Annotated in this window: 26 protein-coding genes; 16 read left to right on the forward strand and 10 right to left on the reverse strand. The window is 68.2% G+C overall.

Translation table 11 applies throughout. The annotated features are described in order from the left end of the window. Window positions 1-111: 111 nt before the first annotated feature. Together ACWDNU_RS01280 and ACWDNU_RS01285 are read left to right on the forward strand one after the other, a co-directional pair. Window positions 112-843, forward strand: a complete 732-nt coding sequence (locus tag ACWDNU_RS01280) for a DUF2786 domain-containing protein (RefSeq protein ID WP_370934007.1) — start codon at window positions 112-114, stop codon at window positions 841-843. A 112-nt stretch (window positions 844-955) separates the two neighbouring features. Further along, entirely contained in the window at window positions 956-1669 is a 714-nt protein-coding gene (locus ACWDNU_RS01285; RefSeq protein ID WP_449667237.1) for a GNAT family N-acetyltransferase, read from the forward strand. A gap of 1 nt (window position 1670) precedes the next feature. Here the strand turns inward: ACWDNU_RS01285 and ACWDNU_RS01290 are convergent, their stop codons facing one another. Continuing rightward, window positions 1671-2597 (reverse strand): LysR family transcriptional regulator, encoded by a 927-nt coding sequence (locus ACWDNU_RS01290; RefSeq protein WP_370934005.1) that lies wholly within the window; start codon window positions 2595-2597, stop codon window positions 1671-1673. Between the two features lie 203 nt (window positions 2598-2800). Here ACWDNU_RS01290 and ACWDNU_RS01295 point away from each other — a divergent pair, with 203 nt between their 5' ends. Next, a complete protein-coding gene (locus tag ACWDNU_RS01295) occupies window positions 2801-4489 on the forward strand; it encodes a 2-isopropylmalate synthase (RefSeq protein WP_449667238.1) in 1689 nt (562 codons plus the stop codon). Window positions 4490-4533: 44 nt separating this feature from the next. On the opposite strand, the gene ACWDNU_RS01300 is transcribed toward ACWDNU_RS01295, so the two are convergent. From ACWDNU_RS01300 to ACWDNU_RS01310, 3 genes are all read right to left on the reverse strand, one after another. Beyond that, on the reverse strand, window positions 4534-5181 hold the full coding sequence (locus tag ACWDNU_RS01300) for a response regulator (protein WP_449667239.1): 648 nt from the start codon (window positions 5179-5181) through the stop codon (window positions 4534-4536). Between the two features lie 11 nt (window positions 5182-5192). Beyond that, a complete protein-coding gene (locus tag ACWDNU_RS01305) occupies window positions 5193-6524 on the reverse strand; it encodes a sensor histidine kinase (protein ID WP_449667240.1) in 1332 nt (443 codons plus the stop codon). Between the two features lie 65 nt (window positions 6525-6589). After that, entirely contained in the window at window positions 6590-7729 is a 1140-nt protein-coding gene (locus ACWDNU_RS01310; protein WP_449667241.1) for an FAD-dependent oxidoreductase, read from the reverse strand. A gap of 84 nt (window positions 7730-7813) precedes the next feature. Between ACWDNU_RS01310 and ACWDNU_RS01315 the strand changes: the two genes are divergently transcribed. Together ACWDNU_RS01315 and ACWDNU_RS01320 are read left to right on the forward strand one after the other, a co-directional pair. Next, on the forward strand, window positions 7814-8380 hold the full coding sequence (locus ACWDNU_RS01315; protein ID WP_370934000.1) for a TetR/AcrR family transcriptional regulator: 567 nt from the start codon (window positions 7814-7816) through the stop codon (window positions 8378-8380). Between the two features lie 23 nt (window positions 8381-8403). After that, window positions 8404-9615, forward strand: coding sequence for an MFS transporter (locus ACWDNU_RS01320; protein WP_449667242.1), 1212 nt, complete (start codon window positions 8404-8406; stop codon window positions 9613-9615). Here ACWDNU_RS01320 and ACWDNU_RS01325 read toward each other — a convergent pair. Further along, window positions 9563-10453 carry a polysaccharide deacetylase family protein gene (locus tag ACWDNU_RS01325; RefSeq protein WP_449667243.1) on the reverse strand — a complete coding sequence of 297 codons (891 nt, stop codon included), beginning with the start codon at window positions 10451-10453 and terminating at the stop codon, window positions 9563-9565. The two genes, ACWDNU_RS01320 and ACWDNU_RS01325, sit on opposite strands and share 53 nt — an antisense overlap. A 57-nt stretch (window positions 10454-10510) precedes the next feature. Between ACWDNU_RS01325 and ACWDNU_RS01330 the strand changes: the two genes are divergently transcribed. The 3 genes from ACWDNU_RS01330 to ACWDNU_RS01340 are packed head-to-tail and all read left to right on the forward strand — an operon-like array spanning window position 10511 to window position 13222. Next, window positions 10511-11299: an IclR family transcriptional regulator gene (locus ACWDNU_RS01330; protein WP_449667244.1), complete on the forward strand. Its 789-nt coding sequence runs from the start codon at window positions 10511-10513 to the stop codon at window positions 11297-11299. Between the two features lie 46 nt (window positions 11300-11345). Further along, the gene (locus tag ACWDNU_RS01335; protein WP_449667245.1) at window positions 11346-12437 is read left to right on the forward strand and encodes an NADH:flavin oxidoreductase/NADH oxidase; all 1092 of its coding nucleotides are present in this window, start codon (window positions 11346-11348) and stop codon (window positions 12435-12437) included. A gap of 14 nt (window positions 12438-12451) precedes the next feature. After that, window positions 12452-13222 (forward strand): alpha/beta fold hydrolase, encoded by a 771-nt coding sequence (locus tag ACWDNU_RS01340; RefSeq protein ID WP_449667246.1) that lies wholly within the window; start codon window positions 12452-12454, stop codon window positions 13220-13222. 3 nt (window positions 13223-13225) lie between these two features. Here the strand turns inward: ACWDNU_RS01340 and ACWDNU_RS01345 are convergent, their stop codons facing one another. Next, window positions 13226-13957 (reverse strand): SDR family NAD(P)-dependent oxidoreductase, encoded by a 732-nt coding sequence (locus ACWDNU_RS01345; protein WP_449667247.1) that lies wholly within the window; start codon window positions 13955-13957, stop codon window positions 13226-13228. Further along, window positions 13954-14271: a hypothetical protein gene (locus ACWDNU_RS01350; RefSeq protein ID WP_449667248.1), complete on the reverse strand. Its 318-nt coding sequence runs from the start codon at window positions 14269-14271 to the stop codon at window positions 13954-13956. Before ACWDNU_RS01350 ends, ACWDNU_RS01345 begins: the two co-directional genes overlap by 4 nt. Before the next feature lie 70 nt (window positions 14272-14341). Between ACWDNU_RS01350 and ACWDNU_RS01355 the strand changes: the two genes are divergently transcribed. Next, a complete protein-coding gene (locus tag ACWDNU_RS01355; RefSeq protein WP_370933992.1) occupies window positions 14342-15175 on the forward strand; it encodes a LysR family transcriptional regulator in 834 nt (277 codons plus the stop codon). Here the strand turns inward: ACWDNU_RS01355 and ACWDNU_RS01360 are convergent. Beyond that, on the reverse strand, window positions 15158-16117 hold the full coding sequence (locus ACWDNU_RS01360) for a hypothetical protein (RefSeq protein WP_449667249.1): 960 nt from the start codon (window positions 16115-16117) through the stop codon (window positions 15158-15160). The genes ACWDNU_RS01355 and ACWDNU_RS01360 overlap by 18 nt on opposite strands. A 101-nt stretch (window positions 16118-16218) precedes the next feature. Here ACWDNU_RS01360 and ACWDNU_RS01365 point away from each other — a divergent pair, with 101 nt between their 5' ends. Together ACWDNU_RS01365 and ACWDNU_RS01370 are read left to right on the forward strand one after the other, a co-directional pair. Further along, on the forward strand, window positions 16219-16770 hold the full coding sequence (locus ACWDNU_RS01365; RefSeq protein WP_449667250.1) for a helix-turn-helix domain-containing protein: 552 nt from the start codon (window positions 16219-16221) through the stop codon (window positions 16768-16770). A gap of 189 nt (window positions 16771-16959) precedes the next feature. Next, entirely contained in the window at window positions 16960-17847 is an 888-nt protein-coding gene (locus ACWDNU_RS01370) for a carbohydrate-binding protein (RefSeq protein ID WP_449667251.1), read from the forward strand. On the opposite strand, the gene ACWDNU_RS01375 is transcribed toward ACWDNU_RS01370, so the two are convergent. Further along, complete coding sequence (locus ACWDNU_RS01375; RefSeq protein WP_449667252.1) at window positions 17844-18800, reverse strand: LysR family transcriptional regulator; 957 nt, start codon at window positions 18798-18800, stop codon at window positions 17844-17846. The genes ACWDNU_RS01370 and ACWDNU_RS01375 overlap by 4 nt on opposite strands. 57 nt (window positions 18801-18857) lie before the next feature. Beyond that, a complete protein-coding gene (locus ACWDNU_RS01380; RefSeq protein WP_449667253.1) occupies window positions 18858-20006 on the reverse strand; it encodes an MFS transporter in 1149 nt (382 codons plus the stop codon). Window positions 20007-20086: 80 nt separating this feature from the next. Between ACWDNU_RS01380 and ACWDNU_RS01385 the strand changes: the two genes are divergently transcribed. From ACWDNU_RS01385 to ACWDNU_RS01405, 5 genes are all read left to right on the forward strand, one after another. Beyond that, on the forward strand, window positions 20087-20509 hold the full coding sequence (locus ACWDNU_RS01385) for a MarR family winged helix-turn-helix transcriptional regulator (RefSeq protein ID WP_449667254.1): 423 nt from the start codon (window positions 20087-20089) through the stop codon (window positions 20507-20509). A 110-nt stretch (window positions 20510-20619) separates the two neighbouring features. Then, a complete protein-coding gene (locus ACWDNU_RS01390) occupies window positions 20620-22380 on the forward strand; it encodes a chitinase (protein WP_449667255.1) in 1761 nt (586 codons plus the stop codon). A 172-nt stretch (window positions 22381-22552) separates the two neighbouring features. Next, on the forward strand, window positions 22553-22999 hold the full coding sequence (locus ACWDNU_RS01395; protein ID WP_449667256.1) for a hypothetical protein: 447 nt from the start codon (window positions 22553-22555) through the stop codon (window positions 22997-22999). Continuing rightward, on the forward strand, window positions 22999-23616 hold the full coding sequence (locus ACWDNU_RS01400; protein ID WP_449667257.1) for a DUF3558 domain-containing protein: 618 nt from the start codon (window positions 22999-23001) through the stop codon (window positions 23614-23616). Before ACWDNU_RS01395 ends, ACWDNU_RS01400 begins: the two co-directional genes overlap by 1 nt. Continuing rightward, on the forward strand, window positions 23613-24902 hold the full coding sequence (locus ACWDNU_RS01405; protein WP_449667258.1) for a hypothetical protein: 1290 nt from the start codon (window positions 23613-23615) through the stop codon (window positions 24900-24902). The genes ACWDNU_RS01400 and ACWDNU_RS01405 overlap by 4 nt, the downstream gene beginning before the upstream one ends. The last annotated feature ends 16 nt before the right edge of the window (window positions 24903-24918 follow it).

Raw genomic sequence — 24918 nt, forward strand, 5'->3', positions numbered from 1 at the left:
ACCGGGCGCCCAGTGTCACTCCCGAACATCTGATCGAATATTGTCGTACCCCACGCCTACCGTGCACCCCATGCCGGTCCGCACGGGCCGCGCCTGCTGGAGAGGGGGGTCATGCCCGACCACGACACGTTGCTGGAGCGCGTGCGGAAGCTGCTGGCCAAGGCCGAGGACCCGGCCGTCACGCCCGCCGAAGCCGAGCTGTACAACACCAAAGCGGCGCAACTGATCGCGCGGCACGGGATCGACAACGCGATGCTGGCCGCGTCCGGCCAAAGCGGCGACGACATCACCGTGCTGAGGCTGCCGATCGCCAATCCGTACAGCCGGGACAAGGCCAGCCTGCTCACCAGCATCGCCTACCCGTTGCGCTGCCGGACCCTGCTGCACCGAGTCGGCCAAGGGGTCGAAGAGGTCACCGTGTTCGGCTTCCGCACCGATCTCGCGCGGGTCGAACTGCTGTACACCAGTCTTTTGCTGCAGGCGAGCACGCAGCTCACGCGGGTGCGTCCCGAGGAGCGGGTGTTCCGCGAATCGCTGGCGGCTTATCGGCGGACGTGGCTGCACGGGTTCGCGCGCGCGGTGCACGAGCGGCTGAGCGTCGCGGAGGAGAACGCCGCGCGGACGTACTCCGATGTCGCCGGCGGGAAGTCGGCGGAACTGGTGGTGCGGGACCGGACGGCGTTGGTGCAGCAGGCTTTTGACCGCGAGTACGGAGACCTGCGCTCGGCTGCGCCACGACGGTTGTCGGGATCGGGGTATCGGGAGGGGCACCGGGCCGGGACCCGGGCGAATCTCGACCCGGCCGCGTTGGGGAGGCGGAGGTCGGCGCTTCCGGTGCGGTGAGGTCGGTGCCGCTTTCCTGAGCTGCGGTCGGTGAGAGGGGGACCCGCACGGCCGCTGATTCCGTGAAGAAGTCCCTCGCGGACAAGCGCGCCGGGCAGCGACGGGAGACCGCATGATTCGCATCGAAGACCTTGCCACTCGGCCCGAGCTGCGCGGTCCCGCGCTCCAGTTGGGATTCGTCGGCGGGGAGTTCCTCGGCCAAGGCCTCACCGCCGGGTTGGCCAGCTCGAAGCGGATCGCCGCGCACTGGCCCGAGTTCTTCCTGGTCCTCCTCGATGGCGAGGTTCCCGTCGCGCGAGCGGCGGCGATCCCGGTCGCCTTCCCGACCGCGGAACGAACCGAGCTGCCTGACCACGGCTGGGACGGTGCCCTCGTCTGGGCCGCCGAAGACCATCTCGACGGCCGCGAGCCGACCACGCTCGTCGCGCTGGAGGTGTACGTCGCGGAATCCGCGCGCGGGCAAGGGATTGCCGCGCAGGCGCTCGTCGAGCTGAAGAACCGGGCGCGCCGGGCCGGACTTTCCCGGCTGGTCGTGCCGGTGCGGCCGACCGGCAAACCACCTCTGGAATCCATTGTGGACTACCTCGGCCGGGGCACCGATCCTTGGCTGCGCAGTCACGAGCGGCTCGGTGCGGAGTTCCGGAAGATCGCGCCGTTCGCGATGACCGTCACCGGCACGCTCGCGCAGTGGGAGCAGTGGACCGGCGTCCGCCTCGAAGACGGACACACCGTCGTGCCTGGCGGAATCGCACCGGTACTGGCGTCAACGGAGCAGGATCTGGGCGTGTACGTCGAGCCGAACGTCTGGTACGAACACCCGCTCTGATCTACTGCTCCCAGCCAGGCAGCCAAACCCCGTCCCCAGGTTCCTGCCCCGCCACCAGATAATCCCGCAGCTTCAGCACGTCCGGATGCGCTGGCTCCCGCCGCCACAGCAGCGACATCGGATACACCGGCGTCGGGTCGACCACCAGTACGCGGCGGAGGTCGTACTCGTCCGGCCAGAAGTAGCGCGAGCCCGCGCCCACGAAGGTCGACAGGTCCGGCGACGTCGCCAGTTCGTCCAGCATCGTCTCGTTGCCGAAGACCGGACCGGACACGTCGATGGTCAGGTCGAACGCCTCGGACAGCTCCGCGTAGTACGCGCCCCATTCCGTGCTCGCCGACAGCCCGGGCATCCAGATCCGGTGGCCGACCAGTTTCGCGATCGGCACCGACGGCAGGTCGGCGAACGGGTGACGCGGGCCGACCAGCAGCTCGTGCGCGTCGTAGTCCACCACTCCGCTCGTCACGCCGCCCGGGAGGTCGCGCTTCGGCACCCCACGGAATGCCGCGTCGACCGAGCCGGCCGCGACCGCGGCGACGGCGGCGTCGAAGCTCAGCTCGGCACCGGTGGTCACCACCTGCAGCTCCACCTCCGGGAACGCCCGGTGGAAACTCAGCGCCAGTTGCGCCGACTTGGTCCGTCGATTCAGAACATCCACCCGCAGCGGGCGCATCTCCGGACGTACCGCCGCGAGCGCGCGCTTCTCCGCGTCCAACAGCACCCGCGCGTGCGGCAGAAAGGCCTCGCCGTCGCTGCTCAACCGGGCACCGCGCGCGGTGCGGGTGAACAACTGCACCCCCAGCTCGCGCTCCAGCGCACCGACGCGTTTGGACACCGCTTGCTGCGTGATCCCCAGCTCCGCGGCCGCTTCCTGGAACTGCCCTCCGTCCACGACGGCGACGAAGGTCCGCACGAATTCCAGCTCCACGGGTCAATCCTAAGCGCTCGCGCCGCCCGCCGCGGCCAGCTGCCCCAACCCCGCTACTTGTCTGAGGAGTTGTGCTACGCTCCGCCTCGATGTTCACGCGCTTCCTTCTCCTTCGCCGCCACGGCGGGGCCTGACCGGACCGGCCCCCCGCCGTGGGGCAAGCACGCGCGCCGGTCGGCTTCCGACTACCCGAAGGACCGCAGATGAACACCGTTTGGAACCGGCAGCGACCCTCCCGCATGCCGTCCCACCGCTACCGCGACGTCTACCAGCGCGTCGACGTCCCCAACACCGGCCGCGCCTGGCCCGGCAACCGCATCACGCACGCTCCCCTCTGGGTGCCGGTCGACCTGCGCGACGGCAACCAGGCACTGGCCGAGCCGATGGACCCTGCGCGCAAACGCCGGTTCTTCGAGCTGATGATCAGCATGGGGTACAAGGAAATCGAGGTCGGCTATCCGTCCGCCTCGCAGACCGACTACGACTTCGTCCGGCTGCTGGCGGACACCGATCTGGCCCCGGACGACGTCACCATCGTCGTGTTCACCCCGGCGCGGCGCGATCTGATCGAGCGGACCGTGGAGTCCATCCGCGGCATCCGCAACGACGTCGTCATCCACCTGTACACCGCCACCGCGCCGACCTGGCGCACGGTGGTGCTCGGCCACGATCAGGCGTCGCTGAAAGAACTGATCCTCGACGGCGCCCGCGACGTTCTGCGCGCGGCCGGCGACCTGCCGAACGTCCGTTTCGAGTTCTCCCCCGAGGTCTTCAACCTGACCGAACCGGACTACGTGCTGGAGGTCTGCGACGCGGTCACCGAGACGTGGCAAGCGAGCCCGGACCGTCCGGTGATCCTGAACCTGCCGGCGACCGTCGAGATCGCGACGCCCAATGTGTACGCCGACCAGATCGAGTACATGCACCGCAACCTCGCCCGCCGCGATTCGGTGATCCTGTCCGTGCACCCGCACAACGACCGCGGCACCGGTGTCGCCTGCGCCGAACTCGCCGTGCTGGCCGGGGCTGAACGCGTCGAGGGCTGCATTTTCGGCAACGGCGAGCGCACCGGCAATGTCGACCTGGCGACACTGGCGCTGAACCTGCACGCGCAGGGGGTCGACCCGATGATCGACTTCTCGGACATCGACGAGATCCGCCGCACCGTCGAGTATTGCAACCGGATCGAGGTTCACGCGCGGCATCCGTACGTCGGCGACCTCGTGCACACCGCGTTCAGCGGCACCCATCAGGACGCGATCAAGAAGGGTTTCGCCGAACATCACGCGCGTGCCGCGGAAACCGGCGTGCCCGCGCGGGAGCTGGACTGGCGCGTCCCGTACCTGCCGATCGACCCGGCCGACCTCGGTCGCGACTACGCCGCCGTGATCCGGGTGAACTCGCAGTCCGGCAAGGGCGGAATCGCCTACCTGCTGGAAAGCGAGTACGGGATCACGCTGCCGCGCCGGCTGCAGATCGAGTTCGCGCGCCGCGTCCAGGAGCACACCGACGACTCCGGCCACGAGGTGACCGCGACCGAACTGTGGCAACTCTTCGAAGCCGCCTACCTGCAGCCGAACCCGGCGATCGCGTTGTCCCGCTTCGAAAACTCGGCCGACGAGCACACCAGCATCACCCTGCGCGTCGACGGGACCGAGCACACCACCACGCACACCGGAACCGGTCCGGTCCAAGCGCTCACCGCGGCGCTCGGCGCGCACGGGCGGAAGGTCGACATCGTGGCGCTGCACCAAACGAGCATCGGCTCCGGCAATGACAGCGAAGCGTTGACACTGCTGGAATACCGCACCGACAGCGGTACACAGTGGACAGCTGGACGGGACCGTTCCGTACTCGCGGCCAGCCTGACCGCAGTGGTCAACGCCGCCTGACCCCAGCGGTGCGAGCGCAGACGGACACTGCGCTCGCACCGCTTTCAGCCGCCCCCGCGCAGAAACGCCAGCACTGCCAGCACGCGCCGGTTTCCGTCGTCCGTCGGCGGAAGGTCGAGTTTCGACAGGATGCTCCCCACGTGCTTGCCCACCGCGGCGTCGGACACCACCAGCTTCCGGGCGATCGACGCGTTCGAATGGCCCTCGGCGATCAGCGACAAGACCTCCCGCTCCCGCGCCGACAGCCGGGCGATCGGGTCGGCTCGGCGGCGCAGCAACTGGCGCACCACCTGCGGATCCACCGCCGTCCCGCCGTCGACGACCTGGCGCAGCGTCCCGACGAATTCCTCGACGTCGACCACGCGATCCTTGAGCAGGTAGCCGACGCCGCGCCCCTCGGCGGAATCGAGCAGCTCTGCCGCGTGGTGGTGTTCGACGTACTGGCTCAGCACCACCACGGCCAGCTCCGGCCGCGTGCGCCGCAGCTCGACCGCGGCGCGCAAGCCCTCGTCCGAATGCCCGGGCGGCATCCGGATGTCGGTGAGCACCAGGTCCGGATCGTGCTCGCGCACGGCGGCGTGCAGCCCTTCGGCATCGCCCACCGCGGCGACGACCTCGAAGCCGAACCGCTCCAGCAACCCGCACAATCCCTCGCGCAGCAGCACCTCGTCTTCGGCGAGGACGACCCGCATCGGCTCTCCCCTCAGCACGGCAGCTCCGCTCGCACGACGGTCGGCCCGCCGACCGGACTGCGCACCCACATCCGACCGCCCAGCACGGCGACCCGGTCGCTCAACCCGGTGATCCCAGTACCTCGTGCCGGATCAGCACCTCCTGCCCCGTTGTCCCATACCTCAAGGGTAAGGACCCGACCGACAATTTTGGCGGTCACCGAGGCGCAGCTGGCCGCGGAATGCTTGGCGACATTGGTCAGCGACTCGGCCACCACGAAGTACGCGGTGGATTCCACCGGCTCCGGCAACCGCGAAGGCACCGCCACATCAACGGTGACCGGCACCGCGCAACCGTCAGCGAGTTCCTCCAACGCGGCGGGCAAGCCGAGTTCGGCGAGCGCCCGCGGGTGGATTCCGTTGATCAGCTCACGCAGCTCGACCATCAGCTTCTTGGCCTGATCGTGCGCGTCCGACACCGCCTTCGCTGCCGCCGAATCCGGCGGCAGGTCGACCTTCGCGAGCCCGAGTTGCAAGCTCAGCCCGACCAGGCGTTGCTGCGCCCCGTCGTGCAGATCGCGTTCGATGCGCTTGCGTTCCGCGTCGAAGGCCGACAGCAGCCGCGTGCGGGATTGCGACACCTCGGTCAGCTCGCCGCGCAGCTTCTCGGCCGCACCGTCGGTGAGCAGCGAACGGGCCAACATCGCGTGCAGGCCAGCACATCCGGACAACAGATAGCCCGACAGCACCAGCAGCACCACGCCGCCCAGCGCGTACGGAACGGCCCCTCCCGGAGTGGAAACTTCAGTGAAGCCAATCGAAATCGTGTCGTTCGCGTTCACCAGCAGCGGACTGGCCACCAAGACCACCGCGAACAGCGCCACCATCCCGGCGACCGCGTACACCGCGGGAATCGCGGTACACAACAGAACCGCGTAGCCGAGTTCGCGCCACGACGCCGGTTCGGTGTAGCGCGCCCGCATTCGGGGCCACCAGCCCGGTTCGCCGACGGGTCCAAAGGGGACGGTCACCGGGTTGAGGTCGACCATGCGCAGCCGCTGCCGTTCGACCCCGGCCACCACCGCCGCCCACGCCGGACCCGCGCTCAGGAACAGCAGCATGCCGAACACCGAGAACACCGCGACCAGCGCCAGGTTCGAGGTCTGCCCCTGCACGACCCGGCTGACCAGCACCGCGAGCGGCAGCAGGCAGAACCCGAACGGAAGCCCGAACAGCAGCGTCATCGGGCCGGTGCTCAGCCCGTACAGCAACGCCCGCCACGGCCAAGAGGAAATCAGGAATGTCCGCCGCGCCAAGGCATCCAGTACGGTGCGCGGTTTCGCGGTGGGAGAGACGGTAGCCACGCGATCCAGATTAGCCAGCGCGGCGCCCGGCTTCGATCGGTTTGCCCGTAGTCTCGCAGGTAGGGCTAGGCATACCACGGCGGCGGATTGTCGGCCCTCGCGAGCAAGCGGCGCAACGGCGTACGCGTGAACATCCGCATCACCATCGCGTTCAGCCGCACCTGCCGGGCGGTGCCGGGAGCCCACCGTTTCAACATCGCTGGGGTCGCGTCCCGGTGTCCCCAGTGGACGAACCGGCGCATCCGGGTTTCGTAACTGCCGAGGTCGCCTGCTTCGACAGCGGCGGCCAACGCTTCCGCGCCCATGATCGCCATCGCGGTGCCGAGCCCGGTCATCGGCGAGCCCGCCCACGCCGTATCGCCGAGCAGCACCATCCGCCCGGCCGACCACGACGGCACGGTGACTTTCACCAGCTCGTCGCAGTGGAAACCAGGGTCGTGCGCGATCGCGTCGAGCACCGACGGCAGGTGCCAATCGCCCGCGATCCCGGCCTGCTTGATGCTGTCCGTGATGAATTTCCGTTGTGTCCCAATGTCTCTGGCAAGGTCTTCACGTCGAGGCGCCCGTACGGCGATCAAGGCTTGGCCACCGACGCGGCCTGGCCGGATGGCGACCATCACACCGCCTCCCGCAGCGAACATCCGCATGTCCGCACCGAATTCGCGGGGATACGGCACCGCGACGAAGGCGAGATAGCCGCCCAAGTACCGCGCCTCCGCAGCCGGAAACCATCGTGTCCGCGAAGAAGATCGCGTGCCCTCGGCGATCACCAGGAGATCCGCGTCGATCCGGCGACCGCGGCTGGTCTCCACCCGCACTCCGCCGCCGGTGAAGTCCGCGTCCACCAGGTGTTCTCCGTAGTGAACTTCCGCGGGGGACGCCTTCGCCAACACCGTGTTCAGGTCCTCACGGCCGACCTCGACGTCGGCCACGATCCCGCCGACCTGCGCGGGCATCCGCCACAACTCGCCCCCGTCCCGGCCGACCGCGACCATCCGCTCCTCTGCCACCCGCACCGCGCGCACATCCTCGAGCAGCCCCCACTCACGGAGCACGTCCTGACTGTGCCCGCGCAGATCCACCGTGTGCCCGCCGATCCGCGGACCGTCCGCCCGTTCGAGCACGGTGGCGCTGATCCCGCGACGGCCCAGCCCCACCCCCAGCGCGTTCCCGGCGATCCCGCCCCCACTGATCACGATTTTCACTGGTCCGACGGTAGCGGCGGATTAGTACATTGTGCAAGACGTTGTGCAAAACATCGTCTGAGACAGCCGGGTAAGGTGTTCGCCGTGGGTAACCGAGAGGATCTCCTGGAGGCCGCACGCGCCTGCTTGCGCGAGCGCGGCCTGAGCACGACGGCACGCGACATCGCGTCCGAAGCAGGCGTCAGCCTGGCCGCGATCGGCTACCACTTCGGCACGAAAGACGCGCTGCTCGCGCAAGCCGCCAACGAAGCCATCGGCGACGCGCTGGGTGCCTGGATCGAGAAAACCCTCGGCGAGACCCCAGCCGGAGCCGACCCCGGCACAACCTTCGCCGAGTTCTGCGGACGACTGCCCGAGGCGTTCGCCTCAGTGCAGACCCACCTGCTGACGTCCCTGGAACACCTCACCCGCCTCGTCCGCACGGGCGATTCGCCGACGACGATGGCTCCGGCGATGCGGCAAAGCACCGACGCGCTCACGAAGATCCTCGGTGCCGTCCATCCGCAGCTTCCACCGTCCGAACTGGACGGACTGGCGCAGCTGTACCACGTCGCGATCAACGGCGCGTCCCTGATCTGGCTCGCCGCACCGGACTCCGCGCCCACCGCCGAGCACTACCAGCACGCGGTCGCGGCATTGACTTCAAGTTAAGTTGAGGTTCTACCTTCGGCGTCGTGACCGAAACGACTGACGCCGGAGTGCGGCGCCCACCAAAGTCCTTGCTGGCGACGCTGCTCGGCGTCAGCACCATGACCATCATGGCCAGCGCCACCATCACCCCCGCGCTGCCCGGCATGCAACAGCACTTCGCCGCCGAACCGCACGCGGAACTTCTCGTCCGGCTGGTGCTCACGCTGCCCGGGCTGGCGATCATGGTGTCCGCACCGTTGCTGGCCAAGCTGAGCGGCCGGACCGGACGTGTGCCGCTGCTGGTCGCCTGCCTCGCGCTCTACACCGTCGGCGGCGGATCCGGTCTGCTGCTGGATTCTCTCCCCGCGCTGCTCGTCGGACGGGCCGTGCTCGGGATCGGCATCGCCGGGATCATGACCACGTCGACCGCGTTGATCGCCGATCACCACCACGCCGACGAGCACGGCCGGGTGCTCGGATTGCAAGGCGCGGCAATGGGTTTCGGCGGCGTCGTCGCACTGCTGCTCGGCGGCTTGCTGGCCGCGGTGGACTGGCGCGGACCGTTCGCCATCTACCTGCTGGCGATTCCGATGTTGGTCCTCGTGCTGCGATTCGTGCCGGACGCACCCGTCCAGCCGGCCGATCCGACGGACCCCACCACAGCCGCGTCACCCTGGCAGCCACGGCTGCTCGGGTTGTACGCGCTGATCTTCATCGGCGTCGTGGTCTTCTACACCGTTCCGACGCAAGCCCCGTTCTGGCTTGCCGAAGTCGGCGGCGCGGGTCCGGCCGTCGCGGGAGCGTTGATCGCCGCGGTCAACCTGGTGATGACCTTGGTGGGCTTGAACTTCCGCCGCCTGCGCGTCCGCTGGTCCTTCCCGGCGTTGGCGATCACGATGTTCGCCGCGTTCGCCGTCGGGCTGGTCGTGCTCGGCACCGCGGGCGCGTTGTGGACCGCCGCGCTGGGCATGGTCGTGGTCGGGCTGGGGATCGGGCTGCAGAACCCGACCGTCAACGGCTGGCTGGTCTCGACGGCCGCCCCCGGCGTGCGGACGAGGTCGTTGGGATTGCTGACGTCCGCGTTGTTCCTCGGGCAGTTCTCGTCGCCGCTGATCGCACAGCCGGTGATCGACGCCGTCGGGATGGGGACGACGTTCGTCCTTTCCGGAGCGTTAGCCGCGGTCGTCGGCGTTGTCGTGGCGGCTATTCACGGGCGACGGGTTCCGAAACGTAAGCCGCGACTTGAGCGTGCGTAGCGAACCAGACCCCGTCGTGCGAAGCGATGTGCTCCAGCAGTTCGGTGAGAATCGCGATGCGGGAACGATGTCCGATGACGTGCGGATGCATGGTGAGCTGGAAAAGCCCGCCGTCAGCCAGAGCGAGGTCGAACTCGTCGCGCCAGATCGACAACACTCCCCGCGGCGGGGTGTACGGGCGCTGCGAGCCGAAGCGATTCATCGTGAAATACGGGGCGTCGTCACGGATCCACTCCACCGGAAGCTCGACGACGCCGGTCGGCTCACCGTCAGCGAGGATCTCGTAGCAGTCGTCGTCCGCCATCAGTGACGAGTCATAGGCCAAGCCCAGTTCGCGGATGATCGGGAGGGTGGTTGCGGAAAAGTCCCAGGACGGGGTGCGGATGCCGACTGGACGCGTGCCAGTGAGCCGTTCCAAGGTGTCCGCAGCCCGGAAGGTGAGCTCACGCTCGGCTGAAGGCGGCAGTTGAGCATTGATTTCGTGGATCCAGCCGTGCAGCGCCACCTCGTGTCCGGCGTCCACATAGGACTGAGCCTCGCCGTCGTGCAGCAACGCCGACACCGCAGGCATGAAGAACGTCGAAGGCGCCCCGAACCGTTCAAGCAGCTTCAACACTCGCGGCACGCCGACCCGCGAGCCGTACTCCCCCTGCGACAGCTTGCCCGGCAGCACGTGACCGTCGCGCAGCGCGAGCGTCTCGTGGTCCGAATCAAACGACAACGCCACCGCTACCTTCGCGCCGCCCGGCCAGGATTCCGGCCGCAACGGCCGTCCAGCACGCACACGGCCGACGTGGTCCCGCCAGGTTTGCTCGCTCCACTGCCACGGTTCGGTCATGCTTCCTCCCCAAGACGACGCGCGCCCTCATCGTATCGCTGTGCCACGATGAGGCACATGCGCGACGAAGAGGCCGACAAGCCGGGTGTCCGGTCGATGAACAGCGTCCTCAGCACGCTGCGAGTCTTCGAAGAAGTCGCCCAGCGACAGCCGGTCGGCGTCTCCGAACTGGCGCGCTCCACGGAGATCCCGAAGAGCACCGTCCAGCGCGGCCTGATCACACTTCAGCAGGCGGGATGGCTGAAGGTCGTGGACGAGGAACGCGCGCGCTGGGGTGTCGCGCCGAGGGTGCTGGCGCTCGGGTTGCGCGACTGCGGGAAGCCGGACCTCAAGGAGATCGCCGACCCGGTCATCAAGCGGCTCGCGGCCGGGACGAACGAAACCGTCATGCTGGCCGAACGCGACGGCGACAGTCTCGTCGTCGTCGCCAGCCAGGACACCGACCAGATCGTGCGAGTCGTGCTGGATGTCGGCACGCGGGTGCCGCTGCTCGCCACGTCCGGCGGCACGGCGATCATGGCGCTGCTCGACGAATCCGAGGTCGAGGAGCTGTTCACGCACGAACTTCCCGAGTTCGCCCAGACCCCGGCACCGGATTTCGCCGCGCTCCGTCGTGACATCGCGCAGGCCGCAAAGCGCGGGTACGCGCTCAACGGGTCCTCGTCGTGGTTCCGCCCGCAGGTGTCGTCGATCGGCGCGGCCATCACGAATCCGGCCGGACAGCCGGTGGCGGCGATCACACTCGCCGTGCCCGACACCAGGTACACCCGCGTGCAGGAGAAGACTTTCGCGCCGCTGGTCGTGGCCGCCGCGGCCGAGGTCAGTCGCCTGCTTGCCGCTGACTGACCAGCACGTGTGCCGCAATGCGGAATGAGGCGTACCGTGTAGTGGCATGAGCGAGTTCAGCGCGTCCAGCGCGGAGTTCCCGGAAAGCACGCCGTTGCGCTTGCGCGACGTCACCTTCCGCAACCGCGTCTGGATGTCCCCGATGGCGCAGTACGCGGCCGACCCGGACGGTCTGCCGACCGAATGGCATCTGGCGCATTACGGCTCCCGCGCGATCGGCGGCGTCGGGCTGGTCATGGTCGAGGCCACCGCGATCAGCCCGGACAACCGATGCACCTTGGCCGATCTCGGGCTCTGGAACGAAGAACAGGCGCTGGCGCACCGGAAGCTCACGTCGTTCGTCTCCGGCCACGGCGCGGTGCCCGCGGTGCAGCTGAACGCCGTGGGCCGCAAGGGATCGCACCAGGTCCCGTGGGTCGGCGACGGCCAGAACGAACCGGTGCCGGTCGCCGACGGCGGCTGGGAACTGATCGCACCGTCGGCGATCCCGTTCGGCAATCTGGCGATGCCCCGCCCGGCCGCCTCGGCGGACTTGGACCGGGTCGTCGAGGAGTTCGCGCACGCGACCCGGATGGCCGAGCTGGCCGGTTACCAGGCCGTCGAAATCCATGCCGGGCACGGATACCTGCTGCACCAGTTCCTGTCCCCGCTGTCCAATCAGCGCACCGACGAGTACGGCGGAAGTTCGCAGAACCGGATGCGCTTCCCGCTGCGCGTGGCCCGCGCCGTGCGAGAGGCGTTCCCCGAGGACAAGCCGGTGTTCGTCCGCATCACCGCCACCGACTGGGTCGAGGAGAGCATCACGATCGACGACGCGGCCGAGTTCGCCAAGGAACTGGCGGCCATCGGGATCGACCTTCTCGACGTCACCTCTGGCGTGCTCGTGCGCGATCGGGGTGCCCGGCCACCGGATCGGAAGAGTTTGAACGTCGATTTCGCCGCCGCACTCAAGGAAGCGTCCCGGCTGGCGGTCGCGCCAGTCGGTCAGATCACCGACCTCGCCACGGCGGGCCAGGTCATCCGCGAGGGCAAGGCCGACGCTGTCCTGCTGGGACGCCCGCTGCTGCGCGATCCGTACCTCGCCTTGCGAAACCAGCCCAAAGAGACCTGGCCCGTCCGCTACCAGCGCGCTTTCTGACGAGGAACATCACCATGAACCGCGAAACCAGCCGCCCGGACGGCACGAGAATCCATTACACCGCAACCGGCCCCGCCGACGGGCTCGCGCTGACGCTCATTCACGGCTGGGGCTGCGACCGCGGGGACTTCGACACGATCATCGAGCACCTCCCGTCCGACGTCCGGGTGCTGGCCGTCGATCTCGCCGAGCACGGCGACTCACGGTCGGAGCGCGACACTTGGACGATTGAGGAATTCGCTCGCGACGTGGCCACCGTACTGGCCGCCGAGTCGGTAGATTCCTCCGTCGTAGCAGGGCATTCGCTCGGCGGAGCGGTCGCGGTCGAGACCGCCCGCCAGCTTCCTCACACGGTCACCCAGGTCATCGCGCTCGAAGCGTTGCACTACTTGAACTTGTTCCCCGCGCAGAGCGAGACGGACGTCCAAGCGTTGCTGCGGCCGTTCCGGGAGGACTTCGCCGGTGCGATGCGCGGCATGGTCGAGGCCGGCTCGCCCGAAGGCACCGATCCGTCCTTAGTGGACTCGTATACCAAGAAGATGGGGTCCGTACGCCAGCCCGCCGGCCTGCACTCGCTCGAAGGCCTAGCGCGCTGGGACATGGACGCGGCGCTGCGCGAAGTCGCTCAGCCGGTCGTGCTGTTCGCCGTGCGCTCGATCATCACCCAGGAGGCCATCGACCGCTACGGCGACCGGATCCGAATCGAGCTGGTCGACCTCGGCAGCCACCACTTCCCCGTCGAATCCCCCGCCGAGACCGCCCAGCTCCTGGCGGGCGCGCTCTAGGAATTACGCCCGCCGTCCGCCATCGACCGACAGCGTGGTCCCGGTGACATACGACGCCGCGTCCGAGCACAGCCAGACCACGGCCGCGGCGGCTTCCTCCGGCGTGGCCAGCCTGCCGAGCGGAGTGATCGCCTCCTGCCGGGCGATCAGGTCGGGGTCGCCGGCCCATTTGTCGAACCCCGGCGTCCGCGTCGGCCCCGGGCACACCGCGTTCACGCGGATGCCGTCCGCCGCGTAATCCACCGCCGCGACCTTGGTCAGGCCGACGATCCCGTGCTTCGCCGCGACGTAAGCGGGAGCGTTCGGGATCGCGTACAGCCCGCCGTTGGACGCGACGTTCACGATCGCGCCGCCCTTCAGGTGCGGCAGCTCGTACTTCATGCAAAGGAAGGTCCCGGACAGGTTCACCTGCACGACCCGCTCGAATTCGGCGAGGGTCAGCTGGTCGACGCGTTTGTGCGACGACAAACCGGCGTTGTTCACCGCGAAGTCGAGCCCGCCGTACGCCTCGACGGTCCGCTTGACCGCCGCCTGCACCGAAGCCTCATCGCCGATGTCAACCCGGACGGCCAGCGCATCGCCCCCGTCCTTCTTGATCAGCTCGACGGTCTCCGCCGCCGCGGCCTCGTCGATGTCCAGCACGGCCACCGCCGCCCCGCCTCGGGCGAACTCGATCGCCGCCGCCCGGCCGATCCCGCTGCCCGCCCCGGTGACGAGCCCACGCCGCCCGCTCACGAGAGGGACTCGTGGTTCGCCCAGGCCACGCGGTACGGATGCCGCGCCTGCCACCGGTCGATCACCTCGTGCAGTTCGGGCGCGGTGAAGCTCTTGGCCAGCGTGTCGAGGTCGGCGACGGTGACCTGGACGATCGCCGTCGCGATGAGCGCCGGGATGGCGTCCTCGCCAGGGATCGGCAGGTGGCGGCGGGTCTCCACCGACTCGGCGAACCCGGTCGCCAGCATGGCCTCTTTGATATCTCCGAGGTACTGATCCAGCTCGGCGTCGGGCACCGGCCGGTCGAACGAAACAATCATCGTGTGCGTGATCATGCTACAAGTTTTGCCCGCATTTCGGCCGGACGTCCAAGACCGATTCGCTATTCGACGATAACCTGGAGGCATGGCTGAGCTAGAGACGCGCGAACTCGAGTACTTCCTGGCCGTCGCCAGCGAGCTGCACTTCGGCCGCGCCGCCGTGCGGCTGTCGATCGCCCAGCCGGCGTTGTCGAAGGCGATCCAGCGCATCGAAACCCGGCTCGGTGTGCAATTGTTCGCTCGCTCGAGCCGGCACGTCGAACTGACCGCGGCCGGCGAAGCCCTGCAGGAACACGGACGGCACGCGCTCAACGCGGTCAGCGCCGCCGCCCGCAACGCCCGCCGCGCCGGGGAAAGCCACCTGCGCCTGGTGCTCAAACCGGGCGGCGACGCCGGACTGCTGTCCGGAATCCTCGCCGAGTACTCCCGCCATCCCGACGCCCACCAGGTCGACATCCTCTTCAGCGGCCCCGCCGACCGCACTGATTTCCTGCTCAGCGGACGCGCGGACGTCGGCCTCCTGTTCATCCCGTTCGACGACCTGACCGGGCTCGACTACGAAAACCTGCACGCCGAGGACCGCGTCGCCATCGTCCCCGCCGCGCACCGGCTGGCCGGACGCGAATCGGTTCGACTGTCCGATTTGGACGGAGAAACGATGCCGTCGTGGAAAGGCGTGCCCGGGGTCGAGGGGACCGGGCCGGAGGTCGCCGACGTGGTCCAGCTGCTGCACCTCATCTCGCTGGAACGGATGGTCGGCGTGCTGCCGCGGTCGCTGGTCGACCAGGTCCCGCCGGGTGTCGTCTGCGTGCCGATCGAGGACGCTCCGCCCAGCCAGCTGGTGCTCGCCTGGAACGAACAGGACCGGCGGCCGCAGGTGGCTTCGTTCGTGAACGCGGCGCTAGATTCGGTCCGCTGAAGCTCGGTTGAACGCCGCCAGCAACAGCACCGCCACCGCGATCGCGAACCCGATGGTGCTGAGCAGCGCCGTCGGTCGCGGAATGTCCATGTCACGAGCATGCTGCCAACCGACCCAGACATAGGTGACCAGGGCACCCGCGGCGAGCGCGAGCCGATGCCGCGCGCCCCACCCGGCAGACCGGCACCACCGGTACACCAGCGCGACCGCCGCCGCGACCAGCAAGCACCACCCGGCCGCGACCACCCGTTGCGAGACCTCCTCCGGCAGGAATTCCCGGCACCACACCAGACTCGTCACCCCGAACGCCGCGACCCCCACGACCGCGGGTGCGGGAGCGACGCCGTCCCGAGGCGGCACCGACCTCCTGCCCAGCCAGAATCCCAGCCCGACCAACCCGGCGACGGCCGCGAACGCCCAACCCAGCTGACCGGCCGAGGCGACAAACCCCGTCGACGCGATCTGCATCGCGCACAACGCCGCCGACCCCGAAACGAACACCACCGCGACCACGGACAGCCCGACCTTGCCCAGCCACGGCTGAGCGCGATACTGGCAGAAGGCTTCCACGATGGCGATCGGCACGCAGATGCTCCAGACGGTGTGCATGGTCAGCACGTCCTGAAGCATCTGAACGCTCGTGCCCAGCGCCGGGACGTACGTTTCGGCGTAAGCGGCAGCGATGTCGAACCCGCCGTAAGCCGGATTCCACAGCATCATGTCGATCGGCCCCTCCTCCAGCAGCGCGTACGCCGCCGCGAACGGGACCATCGCCGCCCAGCCGCGTCCGGTGCGCCGCGCGACCTCGCGGATCAGCAGCGCACCGCCGCCGTACATCGGTGCGAACAGGAAAAGCGAGCCGACATCGGTCACCGGGGTGTTGCCCAGCAGGTACTCGCCGACCAGCGGAGCGAGAAAGAAGAGGGCGACTGCCGGGACCATGCGACCCACGCTAGGGCGGTCGCGCGGGCAAAACATCCGTCCGCGGTCGATCGCGGATAGCCGTCGGGCTAATTGCGTTCAGTCCTGCGGCTAGGAGTGTCATGCTGGTTCGCGTGGAGGACATCATCGCCGAGATCGGCCCCCGGCTCCGGCTCTTCCGGCGGCAGCGGAACCGCACTCTGGACGAGCTGTCGACCGCCACCGGCATCTCCATCAGCACCCTCTCCCGCCTCGAATCCGGCCGGCGCAAGGCCACCCTCGAACTCCTTCTCCCTATTTCCCGCGCCCACCGGATCCCAATCGACGAACTCATCGGCACCTCCCCGCTGCAACCGGTCACCCGCGGCGACCGGACCGTCGTGCCGCTCACCCGGCAACCCGGTCAGCTGCAATCGCTCAAGATGATCTTCGCCGCCGCCCCATGCGAACCCGCTCCGCGCACGCATCCCGGCCACGAGTGGTTCTGCGTGCTCAGCGGCAAGGGCAGGCTCGTGCTCGGCGAACACGACGTCGTCCTCAAAGCGGGCGAGGTCGCCGAATTCGACACCCGGATCCCGCATTGGTTCGGCAGCACCGGCGACGGCCCGGTCGAAATCCTCAGCCTGTTCGGCAAGCAGGGCGAACGCATCCGCGTCCGGGCCAAGCCGCGCTGATTACTCCGCTTGGCGGCATAACCCGCGGCGCGCGGGAAAACCTATGCCCTCGCTGAGCTGCACTGATCGGAACACACCGTCGAAAGTCGGTGCCTGGCACCAAAAATTCCGACTTAACATCCGTGTCCCGCGGACGGACACCCTTTTCCCTCCGCGCGTTTCCTTCGCCTACGACGAGGAGATGCATCGATGCGGAAACTCTTTGCCCTGCTCACTTCCGCCCTGACGGCCGCGGCTGTCGTCGCCGGCAGCCCGCCGGTCTCCGCGGCGCCGGACAGCGGGGTAGTGCCCGGGCTGACCGGTGCCGCCGCGAAAGCCGCCGCCGGAACCGCGGCGGACAAGTTCCTCAAGCTGCGCCGCGAAAAATCCGGCCGCAGCGTCAAGCCGCGGCTCGACGCACAAGCGCACACCTTCTGGGGCCCCGAACCGCAGCTGTCCACCGGCGCGGACGGAATTCTCGTGACGCACAGTGTCGTACCGGACCTCCGCCTCTCGAACAGCGCGGACGTCGTTTACGCCCCGACCGTCAAGCCCACCGGCCATTCCTGCATCGAAGTCGTCACCGCGTACGGACTCGACCAGGGCGGCCAGGTCTGGGCTTGGGACTGGTGCGGAACAGTCGGACCCGCGAAGGTCGTCCCGCTGGACGGCTCGTTCCTGTCGAACTACACGTCCACAGTGGACGGACACCCGGCGTTCACCGTCCAGGAAGTCCAGACCGACGCGGGCGCCAACAGCTGGACAGCTTCGCTCTACAACGTGAAGACCGGCAAGTGGGACGATCTGTTCAGCCAAAGCGGCAGCGACCAGAGCACCCTCAACGAGGGCTGGGACATCTTCGAGCTGTACTCGACCGTCGACCCGTCGACCAGCCAGGCGTATTACTGCTCGGACGCGAAGGGCAAGGTCTTCGAGTCCAGCCAGCTGCAGTTGCGCATCGGCGGCCAGTGGACGCCCGCGACGGAGTCGAACTCGCCGTTGCAGCCGACCGCCAACCCGAACCCCAGCGATTACAGCTGCTCGTCACTGCAGTTCGAGGTGCCGACGCCGAACAGCAACTGGCGCGTCACCGTCTAGGCCCCGGCCGGCAGGAGTGCGTGCCACCAGCGGTCGAACGCGGCACTGCACCCCTGCCGGTTGGCGTAGTCACCGGCCACCTTCTGAGATATCTCGCCGATCCGGTCCGCGACCGCCGTACCCGGCCGGTAACACAACCGCAGCTCCTGCCACAGCGGCGCGTCCTCGATCGCCCGCACCACGATCCCGCCCTGCCGATCCTCCCGAGTCGCCAACGCCGGCGCGACCGCCATCCCCTCGCGCACCAGGTCCAGCAAAGTAGCCAGACACTGCGGCCGATGCGGCTGATCGAGCACGACCCCTCGCTGCCGGCAGACTTCCCGCAGATACGCCGACCACCGAGTCGTCCACGGCGGATCGTCCGCCCACGGATACGCGGCAAGCTCCTCCAGCGAGATGTCCTCGCCCGAGGCCAGCGGATGATCTTCAGCCAGAATCACGAAAACCGGTTCGCGCGCCTGGATCACGACACTCTCGACGTCGTCCGGAACGATCCGATCCGGAAGCGGCGCAAGGTAAACCAGCGCGAGGTCAAGTTCGCCGTCCGCGAGCGCCGCCACCGTACGGGCCTCGTCCTGCTCCTCATGCACCCGAACCGCGGGACACCACGGCTGATCCCGCAACCACCTCGCCAACGAGAGATGCAGAAACCCGCTGTACCCGCCGATCCGCACCGCCCCAGCCGACTCCCGCCGCGCACCGGCCCGCTCAGTCAGCGCGGACATCCCAGCCAGCACCGCACGCGCGTCCGCGACAACGTCCTCCCCGAGCGCCGTCGGCACACACCCCGTCGGCGACCGCGCGAACAGACTCCCGCCGACCGACCGTTCGACCCGCCGCAGCAACCCGGACAACGCCGGCTGCGAAACGTGCAGCGCCTTGGCCGCGCGAACGAGACTGTGCGCGTCAGCGATGGCCACGAGCGCGCGCAGATGGCGCAGTTCCAGCTCCATGACTCCTCCGGCCGCAACCCCTCGCCTGGTCACTGTAACGCCGAAGATCGTGAGGAATTACCGACGCGAGTCGGTACTCAGTTGCTCCCGGCGAAGCGAGTACAACGCGATGCCCAGGCCAGCCGCGGTAAGGACCGCGGCCAGCAGGTAGATCGACTGTGGTGCACGGGTGATCACCTGTCCGCCCAGCAGCCCGGCGACCGCGGTGGCCAGCTGGAACCCGGACGCGTTGACCGCCACCGCCAACGTCGGAGCACTGCTCCCCGCCGCGATCACCCGCGCTTGCATTCCCGGAACGATCCCGAAGGCCAGCATCCCGAGCACGAAAACCAACCCGATCATCACCGGTTTGACCGGACTGCCCAGCCAAGCCGCCGCCAGTGCCACGATCAGCGCCGCCAGCATCCAGACCAGTGACGGCAACAGCGCCTTGTCCGCCCACCGCCCGCCGAGGTAGTTGCCCGCGACCGCGCCGACCCCGTAAAGAACCAGCAGCACGGGGAGTAGATCGCTGCTGAATCCACTGACGTCCGTGAGCAACGGCGCGATATACGTAAAAACGGTCACCACGCCCACGTTGCCGAGCACGGTCAGGCCGATCGCCTGCCAGACGTTTCGATCGGCCAGCACCCGCAACTCCCCGCGCACCGAACCGGCCGCGGCCTGCGCGGGAACGAACCGCAGGACCAGCAGCAGCGCGATCCCGCTGACCACCGCGACCGCCCCGAAAGTTGCCCGCCAGCCGAGATGGTGGCCGAGAACGGTGCCGAGCGGACTGCCCGCGACGATGCCCAGGTTCAACCCCATGGTCACCTTCGCGATGGTCGAAACCGCCTTTCCCGGCGGCGCCATCGACACCACAGTCGCGATCGCGACCGCGAAGAACGTCGCCACCACCAGCCCGGCGACGAACCGCGACACCACCGCGAGCGCGTAGCCAGGAGCGAACGCCGATCCCAGGTTGCCCACCATGGACACCACGATCAACCCGGCGATGAGCGGCTTGCGCGGGACCCGCGCGGTAGCGAGCGTGACCAGTGGGCCGCCGACGATCATCCCGATCGCGTAGGCGGTGACGAGCAGTCCAGCCGAGCCCACGGAGACCGACAGCCCGGCGGCGACGTCGGGCAGGATCCCGGCGATCACGAACTCGCCGGTGGTGAGACTGAAAACTACGAGCAGCAAGGAAAAAACCGAGAGCGGCACGACACCCCACAGTAGTTCTAGTTCGAATGATTCGAACTAGAACTATCACAGCTCGAATCAGTTCCGCTAGACTGCGGGACATGGCAGGGACTCCGGGCGTGGACCGCGACGTATGCAAGCTGGTCCACCACCTCGCGCACACGCTGGACGTCCACGTGCGCCGCGTGGCCGAGCAGATGGGCCTGACGCCCAGCCAGGTGATCGCGTTGCGCGAACTGTCCGAGCCGATCACCGCCCGCGAACTGGCCGCCCGGATGGTGTGCGAGGCCTCGAACGCAACTTTCGTCCTGGATCGGCTCGAAGAGCAGGACCTGATCCAGCGTCAGCCGCACCCCGCGGACCGCCGGGCCAAGCAGATCGTGCTGACCCCCGCGGGCAAACGCCGTCGCACCGAAGCACTGCGCCACCTGGACGCGCGCTCCCCACTTGCACCGCTCAGCCCCGCACAACAGGAATCCCTGCGCGAACTGCTCCGCGCCCTGACTCCGGACAGCACGGCCTGAGGCGACCCTTCTTCGGAAAGCCGACTTTCGTCGGTCGAATAGGTCTGGACAACTCGGCGAGTGGTCTAGACAATATCGATCGGGGGTCGCATCGGACCGGAGGAACCGCAATGAAGCGTGCTCGTTTCCTCGTCGTGCTCCTGCTAGCCGCCGCCGGACTTGTCGTCGGCGGCCCCGCGCAGGCAGCGAACCTGCTCGCCAACCCCGGTTTCGAAGCCGGTTCGACCTCCGGCTGGACGTGCCCGGCAGGCGCGGCCGTGAAGACGCCGGTGCACTCGGGGAGTTACGCCCTGGCCGTCACCCCCGGCGCTTCCGACCAGGGCCAATGCACCCAAACAGTGTCCGTGCGCCCGAGCACGACCTACTCGGTCTCCGCCTGGGTCCAAGGCGCACCGGTGTACCTGGGCATTACCGGCGGCTCCTCCACTTGGACGAACGCTTCCACGTACAGCCAGCTCTCGCTGTCCTTCACCACCACCGCGAGCCAGACGTCTGCCGAGCTGTACCTGCACGGCTGGTACGGCGCCGGCACGTACTACGCAGACGACGTAGTCCTAGACGGCCCCGGCGGCGACACCCCCGGCGCACCAGGCGTCCCGGGAACCCCCACCGTCGGCACCGTCACCGACACGTCGATCGCCCTGAGCTGGGGCGCAGCCGCGGGAACGGTCACCGGCTACCGCGTCTACGAAGACAACACCCTGCGCGCCACCGTGACCGGAACGTCCACGACGCTCTCCGGCCTCACCGCCTGCACCTCGCACAGCTACTCGGTGACCGCCTACAACGACAAAGCCGAATCCGCGCACACCCCCGCAGCTTCCGCGACCACCAGCGGCTGCACCAGCGCCGGCCTGCCCAAACACGCACTGATCGGCTACGTCCACGCAAGCTTCGCGAACGGCTCCGGGTACCTGAAGCTCGCCGACGTCCCGAACGCGTGGGACATCATCGACCTAGCCTTCGCCGAACCAACGTCGGTGACCTCCGGCGACGTCCGCTTCAACCGCTGCTCGACCACCGAATGCCCAGGCGTGGAAAGCGACGCGGACTTCATCGCAGCCATCCGCGCGAAACAGGCGCAAGGCAAGAAGGTCCTGATCTCGATCGGCGGCCAGAACGGCGAAGTCCAGCTGACGAGCACCGCCGCCCGCGACAACTTCGTCAACTCCGTCGCGGCGATCATCGACAAGTACGGCTTGGACGGCCTGGACGTCGACTTCGAAAGCCAGTCGCTGTCCCTGAACTCTGGTGACACCGACTTCCACAACCCGACCACACCGGTGATCGTCAACCTGATCTCGGCGTTGAAGACCCTGAAAGCCCGCTACGGAGCCAAATTCGTCCTGACCATGGCCCCGGAAACGTTCTTCGTCCAGGTGGGCTACCAGTTCTACGGCGGTGCTGGCGGGGGCGACAGCCGGACTGGGGCGTACCTGCCAGTCATCTACGCCCTGCGCGACTCGCTCACGGTGCTCCATGTCCAGGACTACAACTCCGGTCCGGTCATGGGATTGGACAACCAGTACCACACCATGGGCGGCGCGGATTTCCTGATCGCGATGACGGACATGCTGAAGTCCGGGTTCAAGGTCGCGAACACCGGCCAAACCTTCCCAGGCCTCCGCGAGGACCAGATCGCCGTCGGCCTGCCCGCCGCGGTCAGCGCAGGAAACGGCTACGTCTCGCCTGACGAGGTCCACACCGCGGTGACTTGCCTGGCTCGTGGAACGGGCTGCGGCTCGTACACCCTGCGCGGCGGGCCGTCGCCTGCGTTGCGGGGGTTGATGACTTGGTCGGTTAACTGGGATCGGTATTACGGATGGGCGTTCCAGAACGCACACCGCCCATTCCTTGACGGCCTCGGCTGAGCACAGAAGTGGGATTCACCCGAATATTTATCCGGATGCCAATAAACGACTCCGGAGTCCGTTAACCCGATTAGCCCTCAAGCACGACGGCATATTCCGATTTCCGGCTGAATACCACCGGTCCCGCCTAGCGAAGCTATGGTTCGAGCAGCCACGCAAGGGGAGGATGCAGATGGCTGAGCAAATGACGCCGTCCGGCGGTACCGGTGCCCTCGGGACGCTCGCCGGGGCACTCGCGGGAGCGCGGTTTTTCCTCGCCGACGGCACGTCCAGAACCGGCGGTGGTTCCTCCGGCGGCGGCGCACCCGGCTTTTACCTGAGCAAGGACGCGATGGCCGCCGAGCTCAAGAACCTTCAGAACTTGCGGACGCGCATCGATTCCCAGATCGAAAAGGCCGTCCCGATGTGGACCATCACCCCGCCGGGAAAGGACCCGGCCTCGCTGCGGAACACCGACGCCAGCAACAACTCCGGGAACTACTATCGCGGCCACATGATGCGGCAAAGCGCATACCTCGGCTCGATCATCCAGAAGATGAAAGACGCGCTGGGCATCCACGACGCACACGACCAGCAGGCCGGCCGGGACATCGGTCAGCAGGGCGAGGGACGCTTCTGATGCGTTCGATCCGTTTCCGCGTTCCCTTGCTCGCGCTGCTGCTGGCCGCCGGACTGGCCGCCTGCGGCGGCAACGGGGGGAAACCCGACCCCTTGCCCAGTAGCGGATCGCCGAGCAGCGACGTACGGCAGCCTTCGTCCGAGGTCCCCAGGGTCGCGAGTCCGTTGCCGGCGTCTCTCGTCCAAGGCGACCCCTGCAAGGTGCTGACCGACGCACAGGTGAAGACGTTGTTCTCCGATGTATCGCCCGATGTACAGCCGGCGCAGGACACCGGGATCGCCAAACAATGCCGGTGGTCGAATCCGAGCCGCGGCTCAGGCATCGGCGTGCAACTCGTGTACGCGTGGAAAGACGGTCTCGGCCACGTCTACGCGAAGAAGAACGAAGGCTTCTTCGAAGAACTCGCGCCTGTGCAGGGCTACCCCGCGGTGGCTTACGGGCCGACCGACGACCGGCCGACCGGCCGATGCAGCGTCGCGATCGGCATCGCTGACGACGCCGCTTTCGAGGTGGATGTGAAACTGGCCGATTCTCAAGCGGGGAAAGGCGCCGATCCCTGCCAGGACGCCCAGCACGTCGCCGACCTGGCCGTCACCACGCTGAAGGGCGGCGCGTGAGCATGTCGTCGTTGACCGACGGGTATCTGGCGGTCCTGAAGCACATGCAGGCCGAAGGCCTCATCATCCTGCCCGGCGAACTCGTGCGACGGGTGAAAGCGGGCCCCGGGCCGGACAGTCTCGGACGGGCGCAGCACGCCGCGGCACTTCAGTCCGCCGAGCAGCACGGCATCGAATCCGACACTCTGACAACCGTGGGCCGTCTGGAAAGTGCCTGGTCAGGACAGAGCGGAGACGCGGCAAGGGGATCGCTGCGCCCGCTGGCGGATGTCGCGGCGTCCGCGTCGGTGGCGCTGCACGACAGCCAGTCCACTCTCGCCGACCAGTCGCACGCGTTCACCTCGGCTCGAGATTCGCTGCAGGACGTCTCCGACGACCCGCCAAGCCGTTCAGCGTGGGACGTGCTCACCCCCTGGGACACCGACAACGAGAAGAAGATCAACGCGCGCAACGCGGCCGTCGAGCAGAATAACGCCGTGTATCAGGGGTTCACCGGAACCAGCGACGGCCACGCCCGGAAAATGCCCATCGACTACGGACAGGTCCCCGATTCCGCGGACGGCACCTACCACCTGGCACCGGCCGAAGACCCCGGCCAGAGCGGCACACCGGAGCAGCACCGGCCGCAGGTCACCACGCCGCCTGTCCACCGACCCGACGCCTACCGTCCGACCGATCAGCCCGGCCCAGCAGCAGCGGCTCCGCCCGGACTGAGCACCATGCCTCTTCGGCACAGCGCCATTCCCGGCGACAGTCAGCCTCTGACCTATGCGCCCCCGGTCTCGCACGGCGACGACAGCACCGGCACTTCCGGCTACGTCCCGCCCGGTTCCCCCGGCATGGACCACACCCCGGTGCAGTTCGGGCCCAGTGGCTCCAGTTCCGGCTACGCTCCCCGCGGTTCCAGCAGCTACCCCAATCCCGGCCAGCTCACCGGCATGCCCGGGTCCTTCGGACCCATCGGCGGAACGGGAACACCCAGCGCTGGCGTCAGCCGTCCCGGCGCCTCCGCGCGCGGCGGCGGACCTGGCGGCCCCGGCGAGGCGGGGAAGTCGACCGGGACCAACCGGTTCGGCGAGCCGGAGCGCGGGGTGCGCGGCGGGCCTAGCGCGGGTGCGCCCGGTGCCAAAGGAACCAACGGCATGCCCATGGCCGGCGGCGCGGGAAAAGGCGGCAAAGGCGAAGCGGACGAAGAGAAGAAAGCCGCGTCCTACTTGCAGGAGGCCGACCCGAACTCGTTGTTCGGCTACGACGGCAGAGCGACGCCGCCGGTCATCGGCGAATAGCGAGCATCGAACGGCA

It is taken from the genome of Amycolatopsis sp. NPDC003676 (assembly GCF_053587275.1).